At 67.1% G+C, this 16,866-nt stretch carries 14 protein-coding genes; 3 read left to right on the top strand and 11 right to left on the bottom strand.

All coding sequences use genetic code 11. From position 1 onward, the window contains the following. Window positions 1–22: 22 nt before the first annotated feature. Window positions 23–160: a cbb3-type cytochrome oxidase assembly protein CcoS gene (gene ccoS, locus GVL12_RS18325; protein WP_159916696.1), complete on the bottom strand. Its 138-nt coding sequence runs from the start codon at window positions 158–160 to the stop codon at window positions 23–25. Next, window positions 160–2,607, bottom strand: a complete 2,448-nt coding sequence (locus GVL12_RS18320; RefSeq protein WP_159916694.1) for a cation-translocating P-type ATPase — start codon at window positions 2,605–2,607, stop codon at window positions 160–162. The genes ccoS and GVL12_RS18320 overlap by 1 nt, the downstream gene beginning before the upstream one ends. A 108-nt stretch (window positions 2,608–2,715) precedes the next feature. On the opposite strand from GVL12_RS18320, the gene GVL12_RS18315 reads away from it, so the two are divergent. Continuing rightward, window positions 2,716–3,159, top strand: coding sequence for a universal stress protein (locus GVL12_RS18315; protein ID WP_159916692.1), 444 nt, complete (start codon window positions 2,716–2,718; stop codon window positions 3,157–3,159). A 152-nt stretch (window positions 3,160–3,311) separates the two neighbouring features. Here the strand turns inward: GVL12_RS18315 and GVL12_RS18310 are convergent, their stop codons facing one another. The 7 genes from GVL12_RS18310 to GVL12_RS18280 form a co-directional block, all read right to left on the bottom strand. Continuing rightward, window positions 3,312–4,871 (bottom strand): malonyl-CoA synthase, encoded by a 1,560-nt coding sequence (locus tag GVL12_RS18310; protein WP_159916689.1) that lies wholly within the window; start codon window positions 4,869–4,871, stop codon window positions 3,312–3,314. Between the two features lie 27 nt (window positions 4,872–4,898). Beyond that, the gene (locus tag GVL12_RS18305; protein ID WP_159916686.1) at window positions 4,899–5,729 is read right to left on the bottom strand and encodes an enoyl-CoA hydratase/isomerase family protein; all 831 of its coding nucleotides are present in this window, start codon (window positions 5,727–5,729) and stop codon (window positions 4,899–4,901) included. 4 nt (window positions 5,730–5,733) lie between these two features. Then, window positions 5,734–6,726 (bottom strand): tripartite tricarboxylate transporter substrate binding protein, encoded by a 993-nt coding sequence (locus GVL12_RS18300; RefSeq protein WP_159916683.1) that lies wholly within the window; start codon window positions 6,724–6,726, stop codon window positions 5,734–5,736. A 201-nt stretch (window positions 6,727–6,927) separates the two neighbouring features. Further along, the gene (locus GVL12_RS18295; protein ID WP_159916680.1) at window positions 6,928–8,388 is read right to left on the bottom strand and encodes a malonyl-CoA decarboxylase; all 1,461 of its coding nucleotides are present in this window, start codon (window positions 8,386–8,388) and stop codon (window positions 6,928–6,930) included. Between the two features lie 125 nt (window positions 8,389–8,513). Then, a complete protein-coding gene (gene lgt, locus GVL12_RS18290) occupies window positions 8,514–9,335 on the bottom strand; it encodes a prolipoprotein diacylglyceryl transferase (protein ID WP_159916678.1) in 822 nt (273 codons plus the stop codon). A 171-nt stretch (window positions 9,336–9,506) separates the two neighbouring features. Next, complete coding sequence (ilvD, locus tag GVL12_RS18285; RefSeq protein WP_159916675.1) at window positions 9,507–11,366, bottom strand: dihydroxy-acid dehydratase; 1,860 nt, start codon at window positions 11,364–11,366, stop codon at window positions 9,507–9,509. 105 nt (window positions 11,367–11,471) lie between these two features. After that, complete coding sequence (locus tag GVL12_RS18280; protein WP_159916672.1) at window positions 11,472–11,711, bottom strand: TIGR04438 family Trp-rich protein; 240 nt, start codon at window positions 11,709–11,711, stop codon at window positions 11,472–11,474. 93 nt (window positions 11,712–11,804) lie between these two features. On the opposite strand from GVL12_RS18280, the gene GVL12_RS18275 reads away from it, so the two are divergent. Next, the gene (locus GVL12_RS18275; protein ID WP_159916669.1) at window positions 11,805–12,110 is read left to right on the top strand and encodes a c-type cytochrome; all 306 of its coding nucleotides are present in this window, start codon (window positions 11,805–11,807) and stop codon (window positions 12,108–12,110) included. 150 nt (window positions 12,111–12,260) lie between these two features. Here the strand turns inward: GVL12_RS18275 and GVL12_RS18270 are convergent, their stop codons facing one another. Together GVL12_RS18270 and acs are read right to left on the bottom strand one after the other, a co-directional pair. Then, window positions 12,261–12,755 (bottom strand): LapA family protein, encoded by a 495-nt coding sequence (locus tag GVL12_RS18270; RefSeq protein ID WP_159916667.1) that lies wholly within the window; start codon window positions 12,753–12,755, stop codon window positions 12,261–12,263. A gap of 164 nt (window positions 12,756–12,919) precedes the next feature. After that, entirely contained in the window at window positions 12,920–14,914 is a 1,995-nt protein-coding gene (acs, locus tag GVL12_RS18265; protein ID WP_159916664.1) for an acetate--CoA ligase, read from the bottom strand. A gap of 737 nt (window positions 14,915–15,651) precedes the next feature. Here acs and proV point away from each other — a divergent pair. Beyond that, window positions 15,652–16,866: glycine betaine/L-proline ABC transporter ATP-binding protein ProV (proV, locus tag GVL12_RS18260; protein WP_159916661.1), on the top strand; the 1,215-nt coding region annotated here is incomplete at its 3' end.

The raw sequence follows: 16,866 nt of genomic DNA, 5'->3' as shown, positions 1-16,866 counted from the left end.
ACTTCTGGCGTATTGATGCATGTCAATCGTTCCTCAGAATCCGCTCCCCCTCTTGCTCCACACTCTCGAACTGGCCGCGATAGACCGCCCACCACAGGGCGGCCACGATGGCCAGCACCAGGACCACCGATAACGGGATCAGCAAATACAGAATTTCCATCAGATCGCTCCCGAGAGGGCGGGCGCGGGCAGTGCGCCGGAGGCGGGGGCGGGGGCCGGGGCCTGCGCCAGCGGCATGGCGCGCGCCAGGCGCGCCGCGTTCAGCACCACCAGCAGCGAACTCAAGGCCATGCCCAGGCCGGCAAGCCAGGCGGGCATCCAGCCGACCACGGCCAGCGGCACCGAGACCGCGTTGTAGGCCGCGGCCCAGCACAGGTTCTGGCGCACGATGCGCAAGGTGCGCCGTGCCAGCAGCAGAGTCTGGGCGACCAGTTCCAGATGCTCGCCGAGCACCACGAAGTCGGAGCGCGATTGGGCCAGCGGCACCGCGCGCCCGAACGCAAACGAGACATGGGCTCCCGCGAGCACCGGCCCGTCGTTGAGGCCGTCGCCGCACATTGCCACCTGGCGGCCCCGGGTCTGCAGGGCCTGCAGGCGCGCGAGCTTGTCCTGCGGCGTGCAGTCGCCCACGGCGGCGGCTATGCCGGTCCGGGCAGCGATGCGCTGCACGGCCGCGTCGCGGTCGCCCGACAGCAGCAGCACCTCGATTCCCGCGGCGCGCAGCTGCGCCACCACCGCCGGCGCTTCGGCGCGCAGGTCTTCGCTCAGGCCCAAGCGCACGAGTTCGCGCCGCAGGCCGTCGTCGCCCTCTTCGGTGAGCACGACCTGCTGCAGCGGCGACGCCGCCTGCTCGCTCGCGCCCGTATGGCGCAGCGAGCCCAGGCGCAGTTGCCGCAGCCGCTCGGGCTGCAGCTTGTCGCTGACGCTGGCGATCATGCCGAAGCCCGCGCGTTCCTGCACCTGCACGATCTGCCAGCGCGCGGACAGCGCCTGCGCCGGGGCATCGGCTTGCGCGGCGCGCGCCACGGCGCGCGCGGCCGGGTGCATAGACTGGCGCGCAAGCAGCCCGGCAAGGGCGAGTGCCTCGGCCGCATCGACCCCCACGCCCGGCTGCAGGCGGCGCACCGCCATGCCATCGCGCGTGAGCGTGCCGGTCTTGTCAAAGACCAGCGTGTCGACCGCGGCCAGCGCTTCGAGGCCCTGGAGATTGCGCACCAGCACGCCGCTGCGCGCCAGCGTTCCCGCCGCGGTGAGCATGGCCACAGGCGTGGCCAGCGACAGCGCGCAGGGGCAGGTCACGATCAGCACCGCCACCGCGATCATCATCGCGTGGCTGGGATCGGTAGGCCACCACCAGGCCGCGGCCAGGCCCGCAGCCAGCAGCACGGCCACGAGGAACGGGCGCGCGACACGGTCGGCGAGCTGCGCCAGACGAGGCTTTTGCAGCGAAGCGCTTTCCATCAGCGCGACGATCTGCGCGAACTGCGTGCCCTCGCCCACGGCCGTGAGGCGCACCTGCACGGCCGCATCGAGGTTGTAGCTGCCGGCCGCCACCGCATCGCCCACATGGCGCAGCACCGGCGTCGATTCGCCCGTGAGCAGGGCCTCGTCGGCATGGGTGCTGCCGGCGACGATTTCGCCGTCGGCGGGGAACGCTTCGCCGGGCAGCACGCGCACCGTGTCGCCGGCCTGCAGGCGGCGCGTGGCCACGCGCTCCCAGGCGCCGCAGGCGGCGCGCCGCTCGACGCTGTCGGGCAGGCGGTTCATCACGGCTTCAAGCGCGCCGGCCGTGCGATCGCGCAGGCGCATCTCGAGCAGCCGGCCCGAAAGCAGGAAGAAGACGAACATCGTCAGCGAATCGAAGAACACCTCGCGGCCGAACGGCCCCGAAGGATCGAACGTGCCGATCGAGCTCACGACGAAGGTGATCAGCATGCCCAATGCCACCGGCAGGTCCATGCTCACGCGCCGCGCGCGGATGTCGCGCAGCGCGCTCGAGAAGAACGGCCCGCAGGCAAACAGCACCACGGGCAGCGACAGCACCCACGATGCCCAGCGCAGCAGCGTTTCCATCTCCTGCGTGAGATCGCCCGGCTTGGACGAATACGCGGGCCAGGCGTACATCATGACCTGCATCATGCACAGGCCGGCCACGAGCCAGCGCCACAGCGCATGCCGGCTTTCGCGCTTGCGGATCTCGCGCGCAAACACGTCACGCGCGGGAAAGGCCTGATAGCCTGCGCGCTCGACCGCGGCGATCCACGCGGATGGCAGCACCTGGGCAGGTTTCCAGACCACGCGCGCGCGCTGCGTGGCGGCACTGACTTCGGCCCGTTCGACGCCGGGCACGCTGCGCAGCGCGTCCTCTATGGTCAGCGCACAGGCGGAGCAGTGCATGCCGTGCAGGACCACATGGGAATCCCAGGTGATGAAGGCATTTGATGGGGGCTCGGATGCGTGGGTGGCAGCCGGCACGACGGGCCTCCCGAACGCACTCCACTCCTGTGGATCGTCCAGCAGCGAAGCGCTTGCCTCGGTGGGCAGGGGGCCGAAATCGGGCGCTGCCGTCTCCGCCGCAAGCGGCTGTTCGGGATTCTTGTAGGACATGGCGCAAGCGTAACTCGGGCGATTCATACGCATATTGATCTTCATCAATTGCGAAAACCCAGATAAGCTTAGGCTGCGATCCATCCATGTTTCATCCAAGGAGGCCGTATGTACCAACGCATTCTCATCGCCACCGATAGCTCCCCGCTGTCCGACCAGGCCGTCGAAAGTGGGCTCTCACTCGCGGCGCTGTGCAAGGCCAGCGTCGTGGTCGTCAAAGTCGTTCCGCTCTATTCGCGCAGTTATCTCGAGGGCGGCGACTACACCAGCATCGAGGACGTCAAGCGCATCGAGGACCAGTGGGTCCACAGCGCGCAACAGTTGCTCAACGGCATCGTGGTCACCGGCGAAGCCCGCGGCGTGGCAGTGAAGACCATTGTCATGAAATCGGACTTGATCGCGGAGACGCTGGTCAGCGTGGCCAAGGAGCATGCCTGCGACCTGATCGTCATGGCCTCGCATGGCCGCAAGGGCCTCAAGCGCCTGCTGCTGGGCAGTGAAACCCAGCATGTGCTGACGCACTCGAGCGTCCCTGTCCTCGTGCTGCGCTAAGAGCCGCTAACACGACCCTTGAGACGTCGTTGCTGCGCCTTGCCGTGCTATTCGCACTGTCTGCGGCGCAGCGCCTAGCCTCAACCGCAAATCTTCGATTTGCTGGGTCGTGTTAGCGACTTCAAGCAGCCCACCTGAGCGGCTCACGCCGCTCAGGATGTGAACAACTGCTGATACTGGGCACGCAGCAGATTCTTCTGCACCTTGCCCATGGTGTTGCGCGGCAGCTCATCGACCACAAAGCAGCGCTTGGGAATCTTGAAGTTCGCCAATTGGCCCTTCAATGCATCGACCAGCGGCTGGGCCTGCAGTTGCGCGCCGGGCTTGGCCACGACCACGGCCACGCCGACTTCACCGAAATCGGGGTGCGGCACGCCGACCAGCGCGCTTTCGGCCACGCCCGGCAGGTCGTTGATGAAGCTTTCGACTTCCGCAGGATAGACGTTGTAGCCGCCCGAAATGATCAGGTCCTTGCTGCGCCCGACGATGCTCACATAGCCGCGAGCGTCGATGCGGCCCACGTCGCCGGTCTTGAACCAGCCGTCGGCCGTGAATTCCTCGGCGGTCTTTTCGGGCATGCGCCAGTAGCCGGGAAACACGTTCGGCCCGCGCACCTGGATATTGCCGATCTCGTCCACACCTGCAACTTCGCCCGCATCGGTGAGCACGCGCACGCCGACACCCGGCAGCGCAAAGCCCACGGTGCCGGGGCGGCGTTCCGACTGGCCGCCCTGGGCGGCGTCGGGGCCCCAAGGGTTGGACGTCAGCATGATGGTCTCGCTCATGCCGTAGCGCTCGAGAATCCGGTGGCCCGTGCGTTCCTGCCAGGCCTGGTGGGTTTCGGGCAGCATGGGGGCCGAGCCCGAAACGAACAGGCGCATGCGCGCAGCGGCTTCGCGCGTGAGCCGCGCGTCGGCGAGCATGCGCACATAGAGCGTGGGCACGCCCATGAACACGCTCGCGTCGCGCATGCGCGCGATCACCGCCGCAGGGTCGAACTTCGCGAACCAGAGCATCTTGCTGCCATTGAGCAGCGCGCCGTGGATAGCGACGAACAGGCCGTGCACGTGGAAGATCGGCAGCGCGTGGATCAGCACATCGCCCGGCTGCCAGCCCCAATAGTCCTTGAGCACCTGCGCGTTCGACAGCAGATTGCCATGCGTGAGCATCGCGCCCTTGCTGCGGCCCGTGGTGCCGCTGGTGTAGAGGATGGCCGCGAGGTCGTCGGCCGTGCTCGCCACGGGCGTGTGCTGATCGCTGTGGTGGGCGGCGCGCTCGAGCAGGCTGCCGCTGCGGTCGTCGCCCAGCGTGAACACCGACCGGGTGCCGGCCTGGAACGCGATCTTGGACACCCAGCCGAAGTTGGCGGGAGAGCAGACCACGACCGCGGGCTCGGCATTGGCGATGAAGTATTCGATCTCGGCGCTCTGGTAGGCGGTATTGAGCGGCAGGAACACATGGCCGGCGCGCAGCGTCGCGAGGTATAGCAGCAGGGCTTCGACCGATTTCTCGACCTGCACCGCAATCCGGCTGCGCGCCGGCAGGTTCAGCGAGGCGAGCAGATTGGCGATGCGCGCGCTGGCCTGGTCGAGGTCGCGCCAGGTGTAGAACAGGCTCAGGCCGTCGGCGCCTATGGCCTCGACGGCCGTGGCGTCGAGGTCCGAGGGAAAGGCCGCGCGCAGCGCGCCAAACAGGTTGTCGTCAGAAAGCATGGAAATCTCGAAGAAGTTCGGAAATATTCAAAACACCGGCGCACGCTTGCCCAGAAAGGCATCAATGCCCTCCCGGTGCTCGGCCCCGTCGGCATACGCATAGACATCATCGCCGGGCTGGCCCGGCGCGCCCTGCCCCGCCAGGGCCTGCGCGGCGGCCAGCGGCGCGGCCAGCAGCGCGCGCAGGATCTGCTTGTTGCGGCGCGCGGCCTGGGGCGCGAGCGCCGCGATGCGCCCGGCGCTGGCCTGCGCGGCGACTTGCAGCTGGCCGTCTTCAACGACCGTGCCGACAAAGCCGCGCGCCGCCATCTCCTGGGCGCTGAATGTCGCGGCCTCGAGCAGCATCTGGCGCGCCGTGAGCGCGCCCACGGCCGTGGCCACGAGCGCGGCTTCGCGCGGCGCCATGGGAAAGCCCAGGCGCGCGATCGGTGCGCCGAAGCGCGCCGATGCGGCGGCAAGCCGCAGATCGGCGCAGGCCGCGATTTCCACGCCCGCGCCCATGCAGGCGCCCGAGATCGCGGCAACGATGGGCACATCGCAGTCGAGCATGGCCGACAGGCCGCCCCAGACCGCGCCTTCATGGAAATCGCGCAGGCGCGCGGCGTCGAAGCGAAAGCCCGGGTATTCGGAAATATCGCCGCCCGCGCAAAACGCCACCTGGCCCGCCCCGCCCTCACCAGGCCCGCCGCCTTCGATCAGCACGCAGCGCACGCGCGCATCGGCCTGCAGCGCGACAAAGGCCGCGCGCAGTTCGCGCCACATCGCCACCGACATGGCGTTGCGCTTGCCCGCATGGCACAGCTGCACGCGCACGATGCCGGCCGCGTCCTGCGGCAATACTTTCACTTCACCCGACATTCGTTTACTCCACCTTTGCACCCGAGGCCTGGACGACCTGGGCCCAGCGCTTGACTTCGCCCGTGACCATGGCCGCGAACTGCTCCTTGCTCAGGCTGCCATACTCGGCGCCATTTTGCGCCCAGATGGCCTTGATTTCGTCCGTGCGCCCGAGGCGGCGCACTTCCTCGATCATGTAATTCTGCTGTTCGGGCGGCGTGTTCTTCGGCGCCCACAGGCCATACCAGGTGGTCACGGTGTAATCGGGCAGGCCCACTTCGGCCGCGCAGGGCACGTCGGGCAACGAAGGGTTGCGCTTGCTGCCCGAGACCATCAAGGCCTTGATGCGCCCGCCCTTGATATGCGCCGCCGACGAACCCAGGCCGTCGAACATCATGTCGACATTGCCGCCGATCAGGTCCTGCAGCGCCGGGCCCGCGCCGCGGTAGGGAATATGCGTCACGAAGGTATTGGTCTGCAGCTTGAACAGCTCGCCCGCGAGATGGTGCGAAGTGCCCGCGCCCGCCGACGCGTAATTGAAGCTGCCGGGCTTGCGGCGCAGGTCGGCAATCAGTTCCTGGATGGTCCTGGCCGAGACGGTGCGGGGATTGACGACCACCACCTGCGGCACGCTGGCCAGCAGCGCCAGCGCAACGAAATCGCGCTCGAGGTCATAGTCGAGCCGGGCATAGACCGACGGCGCGATCACATGGTGGGTGCCGCCCATGAAGTAGTTGTAGCCGTCGGCCGGCGCCTTGGCCGCGAAGCTCGCGCCCAGGGTGCCGCCCGCGCCGCCGCGGTTGTCGATGACCAGCGCCCGGCCCGTGCTCTTGGAAAACTGCGCGGCCAGCGGGCGCGCAAACGCATCGGTGCCGCCGCCCGCGGGAAACGGCACGACCATGTTGACGGGCTTGGTCGGCCAGCCCGGGCTCTGCGCCCAGCTGCTGCCCGTGAGCGTGACCATGGCCGCAGCCGCCGCGCGCAGTGCATCGCGGCGTTGCAAAGAGATATCCGGCATCGCTTGTCTCCTGTGATTTTTAGTTTGGCTCCGGCCCATGCACGGTTGCCTTCTGGCTAACTACTTCTGCATCAGTTAACGGTCTACGACACTGGCGTGCTCCAGGTCAGGGGCACCGAGCAAGGGCCGCCCCGCAGCGAGGGTGCCGTCCCCCTCCACCGAAGGTTGAGAGGGGGAAGACGCGAAGCGGCTCAGGGGGTGTCATCCTTTAATCAGGCTCTCGATGTCGCGGGACACCGGTATCCGGCCCTGCGCCAGCAGGCCACGATGCTTGTCGATCTTCTTGAGGTCGTAGAGGTAGTTGACCATCAGCCCGAAGGACTGCCTGGCGCCCTTGGCCGATGGGTCGCCAGCCCAGTTCAGGCGCTCGACGCGCGCGCCATTGCCCAGGTGAAAGCGCGCCACGGGATCGAGCGGGCGGCCGTTGTGGCTTTCCTTGCCCAGGTAATGCGCGGCGCACCACAGCAGCGCGCGGCGCACGGGCGAGTTCTGCGGCAGCTGCGCGGCCTTTTCGGCGGCTTCGAGCAGCACGGCGGCATCGAGCGGCAGCTTGGGCGCGATGCCCAGCGCGCGCGCGAGTTCGCCGCGCGGCTTGTCGGCCATGCGTGCGAGCAGCGGCGTGCCATTCTTTGCGAGCCAGGTGCGAAAGCCGGGAATCGGCGACAGCGTGGCAAACGTGCGCAGCTTGGGAAACTCGGCGCTGAGCGTCTGCGCGACATGCTTGATCAGGGAGTCACCGAAACTCACGCCGCGCAGGCCGGCCTGGGTGTTGCTGATCGAATAGAAGATGGCGGTGCTCGCGCGGCTGATGTCGGCCGTGGCCGCGCTTTCGTCGAGCAGCGGCGTGATGCTGTCCGAGAGATCGTCGACCAGCGCGACTTCGACGAAGATCAGCGGCTCGCCCGGCAGGCGCGGGTGGAAGAAGCCATAGCAGCGGCGGTCGCTGTCGAGCCGGTTCTTGAGATCGGTCCAGCTGCGGATATCGTGCACCGCTTCGTACTGGATCAGTTTCTCGAGCAGCGAGGCGGGCGAGTCCCAGCTCAGGCGCTGCAGCTCGAGAAACGCGACGTCGAACCAGGTCGAGAACAGGTGCTCGAGTTCGGCGTCCAGCGCCGCGAAGCGCTTGTCGGACTTGGGCAGGGCCAGCAGCTCGGCGCGCAGGTCGAGCAAAAAGCGCATGCCGCCTGCGGGCACGGCAAAGCGCTGCAGCAGCCGCGTGCGCGCCGACGACAGCGCGCGCCGCAGCGCAATTTCGGCCTGGCCGCGCTCGAGTTCGGAGTCGGCTTCGTCATAGTGCTGGCGCGCGCGCTGCAGGCGCTCGGCGTCGGGGCCGAACTGCTCGCAGACCAGCAGCCACAGGTCCTGGCGCTCGCCGGCCGGGGCCGTCGCATACCAGTCCATCACATCCTTGGCGCGGCGCCCGCCTTCGACTTCGCTGACCTGCTCGGCCGATGCGGCCTGCAAGTCCTCCATCAGCCGGCGCAGCACGCGTGGCGCCAGGGCTTCCGCGCCGCGGCGCAGCGTGGCCTTGAGGCGCTCGTGGGTCGAACGCACCGGCAGCACCTTGGCCGCGGGCTTGCCGCCCTCGGCCGGGCTTTGCACCGGTTCCGGCGAACGCAGCTTAGACACACCGCGCGTAATCCATTCCGAAGCCAGATTCATGCAGCAAGTCCCTCATGACAGATATGGCCGAGGATCGCATCCTCATGGCCCTGGCACCATTATGGGTTGCCCTGCCCCGGTCTTGTGGTCGGCTTCGCCGACCGTGTCACGGATGCGACGCGCAATCAGGCAGCGCTGCGCTGCGGCTGGCGCTGGGCCCAGAGCCACAGGCCGACACCTGCGGCCATCATAGGCAGGCACAGCCACTGGCCCATGCTCAGCCCCATCGACAGCAGGCCCAGGTAGTCGTCGGGCTCGCGGAAATATTCGGCGATGAAACGCAGCAGGCCGTAGCCGAACAGGAAGGCCGCGGCAACCTGTCCCTGGCGATGCTCCTTGCGCGCGTAAAGCCACAGCAGCACGAACAGCAGCAGGCCTTCGAGCAGGAACTGGTAGATCTGCGACGGGTGGCGCGGCTGCATCGAGCCGCTGTGCGCGAACACCATGCCCCATGGCAGGTCGGGACTCGAGAAACGGCCCCAGAGCTCACCGTTGATGAAGTTGCCTATGCGCCCGGCCGCCAGGCCCGTGGGCACGCAGGGCGCGACGAAGTCGGCGACCTGCAGCCAGGGGCGGCGGCGCGAGTGCGCGAACCACAGCATCGCGCCGACCACGCCCAGCAGCCCGCCATGGAAGGCCATGCCGCCCTGCCAGACGGCAAAGATTTCCAGCGGATGCGACAGGTAGTAGCCAGGCTTGTAGAACAGGCAGTAGCCCAGGCGCCCGCCGATCACCACACCGACCACGCCCAGGAACAGGATGTCCTCGACGTCCTTGCGCGTCCAGGCCTGGTCGCCCGTGAGCCGCACGAACGGCGGATGGCGCAAGCGCCTGATGCCCAGAAAAAGAAACAGGCCGAAAGCGGCCAGATAAGTCAGTCCGTACCAGTGCACGGCAATCGGGCCGAGCTGCAGCGCGACGGGGTCGATTTGGGGATAGGTCAGCATGGCGACGATTGTGCAGTATGAACATCACCCCCTGAGCGGCTACGCCGCTTCCCCCTCTCATCCTTCGGTGGAGGGGGGCGGCACCCTCGCTGCGGGGCGGCCCTTGCTCGGTGCCCCCCGGTAGGGGGCACGCCCAATTTTTAGCGCCGCTCGGGCGCAAAAAACACAGGTTCAGTCTTCGAGCAACGACAGGTCGCGCACCGCACCCTTGTCCGCCGACATCACCAGCTTGGCATACGCCTTGAGCGCGGCCGAGACCTTGCGCGGGCGCGGCTTGGCGGGCTTCCAGCCCTTGGCGTTCTGGGCTTCGCGGCGCAGCGCGAGTTCCTCGTCGCTGACCAGCACGTTGATCGAACGGTTCGGGATGTCGATCAGGATGCGGTCGCCGTCCTGCACCAGGCCGATCGCGCCACCGGCTGCGGCTTCGGGCGAGCAGTGGCCTATGGACAGGCCCGAGGTGCCGCCCGAGAAGCGGCCGTCGGTCAGCAGCGCGCAGGCCTTGCCCAGGCCCTTGGACTTGATGTAGCTCGTGGGATACAGCATTTCCTGCATGCCCGGGCCGCCCTTGGGGCCTTCGTAGCGCACGATCACGATGTCGCCGGCAACGACCTTGTCGGCCAGGATGTTTTCCACGGCTTCGTCCTGCGACTCGGTCACATGGGCACGGCCTTCGAACACCAGCAGCGAGTCGTCCACGCCCGCGGTCTTCACCACGCAGCCGTCGAGGGCGATGTTGCCGGTCAGCACGGCCAGGCCGCCTTCGAGCGAGAACGCGTGTTCCACCGAACGGATGCAGCCTTCGGCGCGGTCCGTGTCCAGGCTGGGCCAGCGCGTGCTCTGGCTGAAAGCCGTCTGCGTGGGGATGCCGGCCGGGCCGGCCTTGTAGAAGGTCTGCACGGCTTCGCTGGGCGCGCGCGCGATGTCCCACGCGTCGAGCGCATCCTTGAGCGAGCCGCCATAGACCGTGGGCACGTCGGTGTGCAGACGGCCGGCGCGGTCGAGTTCACCGAGGATGGCCATGATGCCGCCCGCGCGGTGCACGTCCTCGATGTGGTACTTGTTGGTGTTGGGCGCGACCTTGCACAGCTGGGGCACGGTGCGCGACATGCGGTCGATGTCGGCCATGCCGAAGTCGATCTCGGCTTCCTGGGCAATCGCCAGCAGGTGCAGGATGGTATTGGTGGAGCCGCCCATGGCGATGTCCAGCGTGATCGCGTTCTCGAAGGCCTTCTTGCCCACAGAGCGCGGCAGCGCCGATTCGTCGTCGCCTTCGTAGTAGCGCTTGGCCAGCTCGACAATCGTGCGGCCCGCGCGCAGGAACAGCTGTTCGCGGTCGGAGTGGGTGGCCAGCACCGTGCCGTTGCCCGGCAGCGACAGGCCCAGCGCTTCGGTCAGGCAGTTCATGGAGTTGGCGGTGAACATGCCCGAACACGAGCCGCAGGTCGGGCAGGCCGAGCGTTCGACTTCGGCGACCTGCTCGTCGGTGTACTGGTCGTCGGCGGCCATCACCATGGCGTCGACCAGGTCGAGCTTCTTGAATTCGATCTTGTGCGTCGTGGGGTTGGCCAGCTTGACCTTGCCGGCTTCCATCGGGCCGCCCGAGACGAAGATCACGGGAATGTTCAGGCGCATCGCGGCCATCAGCATGCCGGGCGTGATCTTGTCGCAGTTGGAAATGCAGACCAGCGCGTCGGCGCAGTGGGCATTGACCATGTATTCGACCGAGTCGGCAATGATGTCGCGGCTGGGCAGCGAATACAGCATGCCGTCGTGGCCCATTGCAATGCCATCGTCGACGGCAATGGTGTTGAATTCCTTGGCCACGCCGCCCGCCCTCTCGATCTCGCGCGCCACCAGCTGGCCCAGGTCCTTCAGGTGCACGTGGCCGGGCACGAACTGGGTGAAGGAGTTGGCAATGGCAATGATGGGCTTGCTGAAATCTTCGTCCTTCATGCCGGTGGCACGCCACAGGGAGCGCGCACCAGCCATGTTGCGGCCGGCAGTGGAAGTCTTGGAACGGTATGCGGGCATGGTGTTTATGAAAAAGGGTTGCGGGAAAGCACGTGGAATGGGGTCAATTATGTCGCACCTGACCCGTGGCCGCCGCCCACAGGGTCAGTCCCACCACCGCAGCCCTCAGCGCGGAGGCCTGCGCGTGCCCAGGGCCTGCTTTTGCCGCGCGATGCGCTGGAGGCGCCGCGCCTCTTGCTGATCGCCCACGCGGCGCTTGGTCAGGCCGGTCGCGTCGGCAAAGCCCCACCAGGCCGCCGTGAGCCCGTAGGGCACGAGCAACCACCACCAGGACCACCCGGCCAGGGGACCGACCTCGAAGTATTTCAATACCGTCAGCAACAGGGCAATCAACAGCATCCACATACCAGACTCCTCGCATAAGAAACCCGCGGCCCGCGTGCGTGCGCACGCACCACTACAATTTCCCGCAGAACAGAACACAGCCGAAAGTTTACGATGAAGCGCACCCTGATCACTCTCGCCCTGGCCTTGAGCGCCGCTGCCCCGGCCATGGCGGACCTGGCCCTGGCCAAGTCCAAGAACTGCATGGCCTGCCACGCCGTCGACAGGAAGCTCGTCGGCCCCTCGTTCAAGGACGTGGCCGCCAAGTATGCGAACCAGAAGGATGCGAGCGACAAGCTCGCGGCCAAGATCCTCAAGGGCGGCAGCGGCGTCTGGGGCCCTCTGCCCATGCCCGCCAACCCCATGGTCAACGACGCCGACGCCAAGGCGCTCGCCGCCTGGGTGCTGCAACAGAAGTAAACGCGGCGGGCCGCAATGCAAAAAAGCCGCCTTGAAAGGCGGCTTTTTTGTCGCCGGGCCGCCCCAAGACAAAAAGCAGCCCCCTCGGGGGGCAGCGCAGCCACACGCAGTGAGGCAAGCGTGGGGGCCCTTTTTCCGCGGCGATCGCCCTTACGGAAATTCGCGTGCAGGCGGCACAAGGCCGCGGTCATCGCTGCGGCGATCGCGCAATTGCTGCTCGAGCTGGCCCAGGTAGGCGGCCGTGCTGTTCTCGAGTTCCTTGGCACGCACCTGGGCGCGCGCTTCCAGCGTCTCCAGGCGCTCGAGCACCGCGTTCTGGCCTTGCAGATGCTGGGCTTCGAGCACGGCGCGCAGTTCGGTGAAGCGCGACGCCTCGGCCTTGTCGGCGAGTTCGCGCTGGGCCTGCAGTTCCTTGGTATGGCGGCGCGTCTCGAGCAGCACCGAAGTCTGCAGCGACAGCACATAGGCGATGAAGAAGATCGCCAGCAGCACCGTCAGGCCCAGCATGATCACGCCCAGCGAGGCCTGCACGGTGGTCACACCGAGCTCCACCGTGGAAATGGCGGACAGTGCGGGCCAGTTCAGCGCCGCGAGGGCGGCAATGACCAGCACGATGATGGCCAGCAAGATGGTTCGAAAATGCATGGTGGTTGTTCTCCTCGATCGGCGCGCCGCCCAGGACAGGGCCGCTGGCACCCTGCGTTTTTACCCCATGCGCGGCGCGCTTGCGTACCTGCCGTTACAAGAACGAAGCTGTCCTACAAAGCCCGCTTCACACCGGGCGCGCCTGTCGCGCGCCCGGACGGGGCTTAGTTGGGCTTGGAGAGCTGCTCCAGGATCGCGGGGTTTTCCAGCGTGCTCGTGTCCTGGGTGATGGCTTCGCCCTTGGCAAGCGCGCGCAGCAGGCGGCGCATGATCTTGCCGCTGCGCGTCTTGGGCAGGTTGTCGCCGAAGCGGATTTCCTTGGGCTTGGCGATGGGCCCGATCTCCTTGGCCACCCAGTCGCGCAGTTCCTTGGCGATCTGCTTGGCCTCTTCGCCCGTGGGCCGGCCGCGCTTGAGCACCACGAAGGCGCAGATCGCTTCGCCGGTCACATCGTCGGGGCGCCCCACCACGGCGGCTTCGGCCACGAGATCGGTCTTGGAGACCAGCGCCGACTCGATTTCCATCGTGCCCATGCGGTGGCCCGAAACGTTGAGCACGTCGTCGATGCGGCCGGTGATGCGAAAGTAGCTGCGGTCGCTGCTGCGCACCGCGCCGTCGCCGGCCAGGTAGTAGCCCTTGAGCTCCTCGGGGAAGTAGCTTTTCTTGAAGCGCTCGGGGTCGTTCCAGATGTTGCGGATCATGCTCGGCCAGGGGCGCTTGATGACCAGAATGCCGCCCGTGCCGTCGGGAATGTCGTTGCCCAGTTCGTCGACGATGGCCGCGGTGATGCCCGGCAGCGCCAGCGTGCACGAGCCCGGCACCAGCGCCGTGGCGCCGGGCAGCGGCGTGATCACATGGCCGCCGGTCTCGGTCTGCCAGAAGGTGTCGACAATAGGGCAGCGCTCGCCGCCCACATGGCGGTAGTACCACATCCAGGCTTCGGGGTTGATGGGCTCGCCCACGCTGCCCAGCAGGCGCAGGCTGGTCAGGTCGCTGCGGTCGGGGTGCACGGCGGCATCGGCCTCGGCGGCCTTGATCAGCGAGCGTATCGCCGTGGGCGCGGTGTAGAAGATGGAGCAGCGGTGGCGCTCTATCATCTGCCAGAAGCGCCCCGCGTCGGGGAAGGTCGGCACGCCTTCGAACACGATCTGCGTCGCGCCGGCTGCCAGCGGCCCGTAGGCCACGTAGGTGTGGCCCGTGATCCAGCCGATGTCGGCCGTGCACCAGAACACGTCGTCGGCGCGCAGATCGAAGGTCCAGTCCATGGTCAGCTTGGCCCACAGCAGATAGCCGCCGGTGCTGTGCTGCACGCCCTTGGGCTTGCCCGTCGAGCCGCTGGTGTAGAGGATGAACAGCGGGTGCTCGGCACCGACCGCGACCGGCGCGCACTCCTTGGACTGGCCCGCAAGCACTTCGGCAAACGTCTTGTCGCGGCCCTCCTGCATGGCGCAGGGCGTGGCCGTGCGCTCATAGACCAGCACCTGGCGCACGCTGGTGCATTCGCCCGATGCGAGCGCGTCGTCGACGATGGCCTTGAGCGGCAGCTCCTTGCCGCCGCGCAGCTGGTAGTTGGCGGTGATCACCACCACCGCGCCCGCGTCGATGATGCGCTCCTGCACCGCCTTGGCCGAGAAGCCGCCGAAGACCACGCTGTGCGTGGCGCCTATGCGCGCGCAGGCCTGCATGGCGACCACGCCTTCGATGGTCATGGGCATGTAGATCAGCACGCGATCGCCCTTTTGCACGCCCTGGGCCTTGAGCGCATTGGCGAACTGGCTCACGCGCTCGAGCAGTTCACGGTAGCTCACGCGGGTCACGGCGCCGTCGTCGGCCTCGAAGAGGATGGCCGTCTTGTGCTCTACGTCCGTGCCCATGTGGCGGTCCAGGCAGTTGGCGCTGGCATTGAGCTCGCCATCGGCAAACCACTGGTAGAACGGCGCGTTGGAGCTGTCGAGGGTCTGGCTGAACGGCCGGCTCCAGTCGAGGTGCTCGCGCGCCAGCCGCGCCCAGAAGGCCTCGTAGTCGGCCTCGGCTTCGGCGCACAGTGCCGTGTAGGCAGGCATTCCCGAAATGCGGGCCGCCTGGGCAAATGCCGCAGGCGGAGGAAAGACGCGGTTTTCGACCAGCACGGACTCAATCGCAGATGACGACGCACTCATGATATTTCTGTCTCCTTGGCTAACTTGGGCATTGTGCCGTGACTGTCGCCCGCGGGTCTTACACGTCACTGACTGGACGGAGAAAAACAGCGCCGCGCTCGCTTATCCATCGCGCTCGCGGCGCCTGAGCCTGGCCTGTTCGGGCGCCGGGGCATGCCAGCTTCCTGCGTTGCGGGTGACCCGGGCAGTGCGGTTTTTGCACCCGCTGCGCGCGCACCGGCTGCGCTGCCGGCGCGGGGCGCACGCGCGTGATAGCACAGTCATAAATAACCATTTATTGACACAAAAGCACTCAATTAATAGAATAGAACGCTTATTTACAACCTGCCATGCAGGTAATCAAAGCGCTTTCGGCGCTTCGATCCACTTCAGGCGGCGTTGCCTTGGCAGCCCCGTCATCGGGCCGATCGTGGTCCTGATGCCCAGTGGCCGGCTTTCGCCGCCCCTGGATCGCCAGCAGGCGCACAGGCCTTGACCCCCTGTCGCGCCCTGGCATCTTGCCTGGCTCTTGCGTGCTCCCCGGAGCACCATTCGAGCCCATGCGTGTGCTGCGCGCGCGCATTTTCGGCCTCCACCGGTCCCTTTTCGGAAGCCCGGTGACCCTTGCATCAGGTGCTGCCCTCGGCTTTGGGGTCCTCTGCACAAACCTCCAGGGATTTGTGCAGAGGCTCTCTTGCACGCCAGCCTTTGTCGCAAAGCGCTGGACTGTATTCAATCCATTCAGGGAGAGCGAAACAGTGGCCAAACAGATCACCATCGAACATGTTTTCAAAGTCTTCGGCGATGCGCCGCAGGACGCGCTGGAACTCGTCCAGCAAGGTCTGAGCAAATCGGACATCCTGGCACGCACCGGCCAGTCGATCGGCGTCTTCGATGCCGATTTCCAGATCAAGGCCGGCGAGATCTTCGTCATCATGGGCCTGTCGGGCTCGGGCAAATCCACGCTGGTGCGCATGCTCAACCGACTGATAGAGCCGACATCGGGCCGCATCCTGGTCGACGGCACCGACATAGGCACGCTCAGCCCCAAGGACTTGCGCGCGCTGCGCCGCAAGGACATCTCCATGGTGTTCCAGTCGTTCGCGCTGCTGCCCCATGTGAACGTGCTCGACAACACCGCCTTCGGGCTGGAGCTGGCCGGCGTGGACCGCAGCGAACGCCAGGCGCTGGCCCAGGCCGCGCTCGAGCAGGTGGGCCTGGACGGCTGGGGCGCGAGCTACCCCGATGAACTGTCGGGCGGCATGCAGCAGCGCGTGGGCCTGGCCCGGGCGCTGGCGTCCGACCCGTCCATCCTGCTGATGGACGAAGCCTTTTCCGCGCTGGACCCCATCATCCGCACCGAGATGCAGTCCGAGCTGCTGCGCCTGCAGGAAGTCAAGCGCCGCACCATCGTCTTCATTTCGCACGACCTCGACGAAGCGATGCGCATCGGCGACCGCATCGCGATCATGAAGGACGGCCAGGTGATCCAGGTCGGCACGCCCGACGACATCCTGCGCAACCCTGCCAACGACTATGTGCGCCACTTCATCCGCGGCGTCGATGCAGCGGCGGTGTTCAAGGCCGGCGACATCGCCCGCCGCGCATTGACCGTGGTCAACGAGCACAGCGACCGCGGCTGCCGCCCGGCGCTGCGCATGATAGAGGAATCGGACCGCGACTTCGCCTATGTGCTGAGCCCGCGCCAGCGCTACCTGGGCACGGTGTCCGCCGAATCGCTGCGCAACGCGCTGCAGGGCCACGTGGGCACGCTGGGCCTGCAGCATGCCTATCTGGACAACGTCGCATCGGTGGCGGTCGACGCGCCCGTGGCCAACCTGTTCGGCCAGGTCGCGGCCGCGCCCTGCGCGCTGCCCGTGGTCCACAGCGACGGCCGCTTCGCGGGCGTGATCAGCAAGACCATGCTGCTCAAGTTCCTCGACCGGGACACGCCGCCCCTGCCGCCCTCCCCC

The sequence above is a fragment of the Pantoea sp. 18069 genome, from assembly GCF_902706035.1.
GTDB lineage: Bacteria > Pseudomonadota > Gammaproteobacteria > Burkholderiales > Burkholderiaceae_C > Comamonas.
Note: the sequence above shows the minus strand (reverse complement) of the source record. Positions and strands in the feature narration are given on the sequence as shown.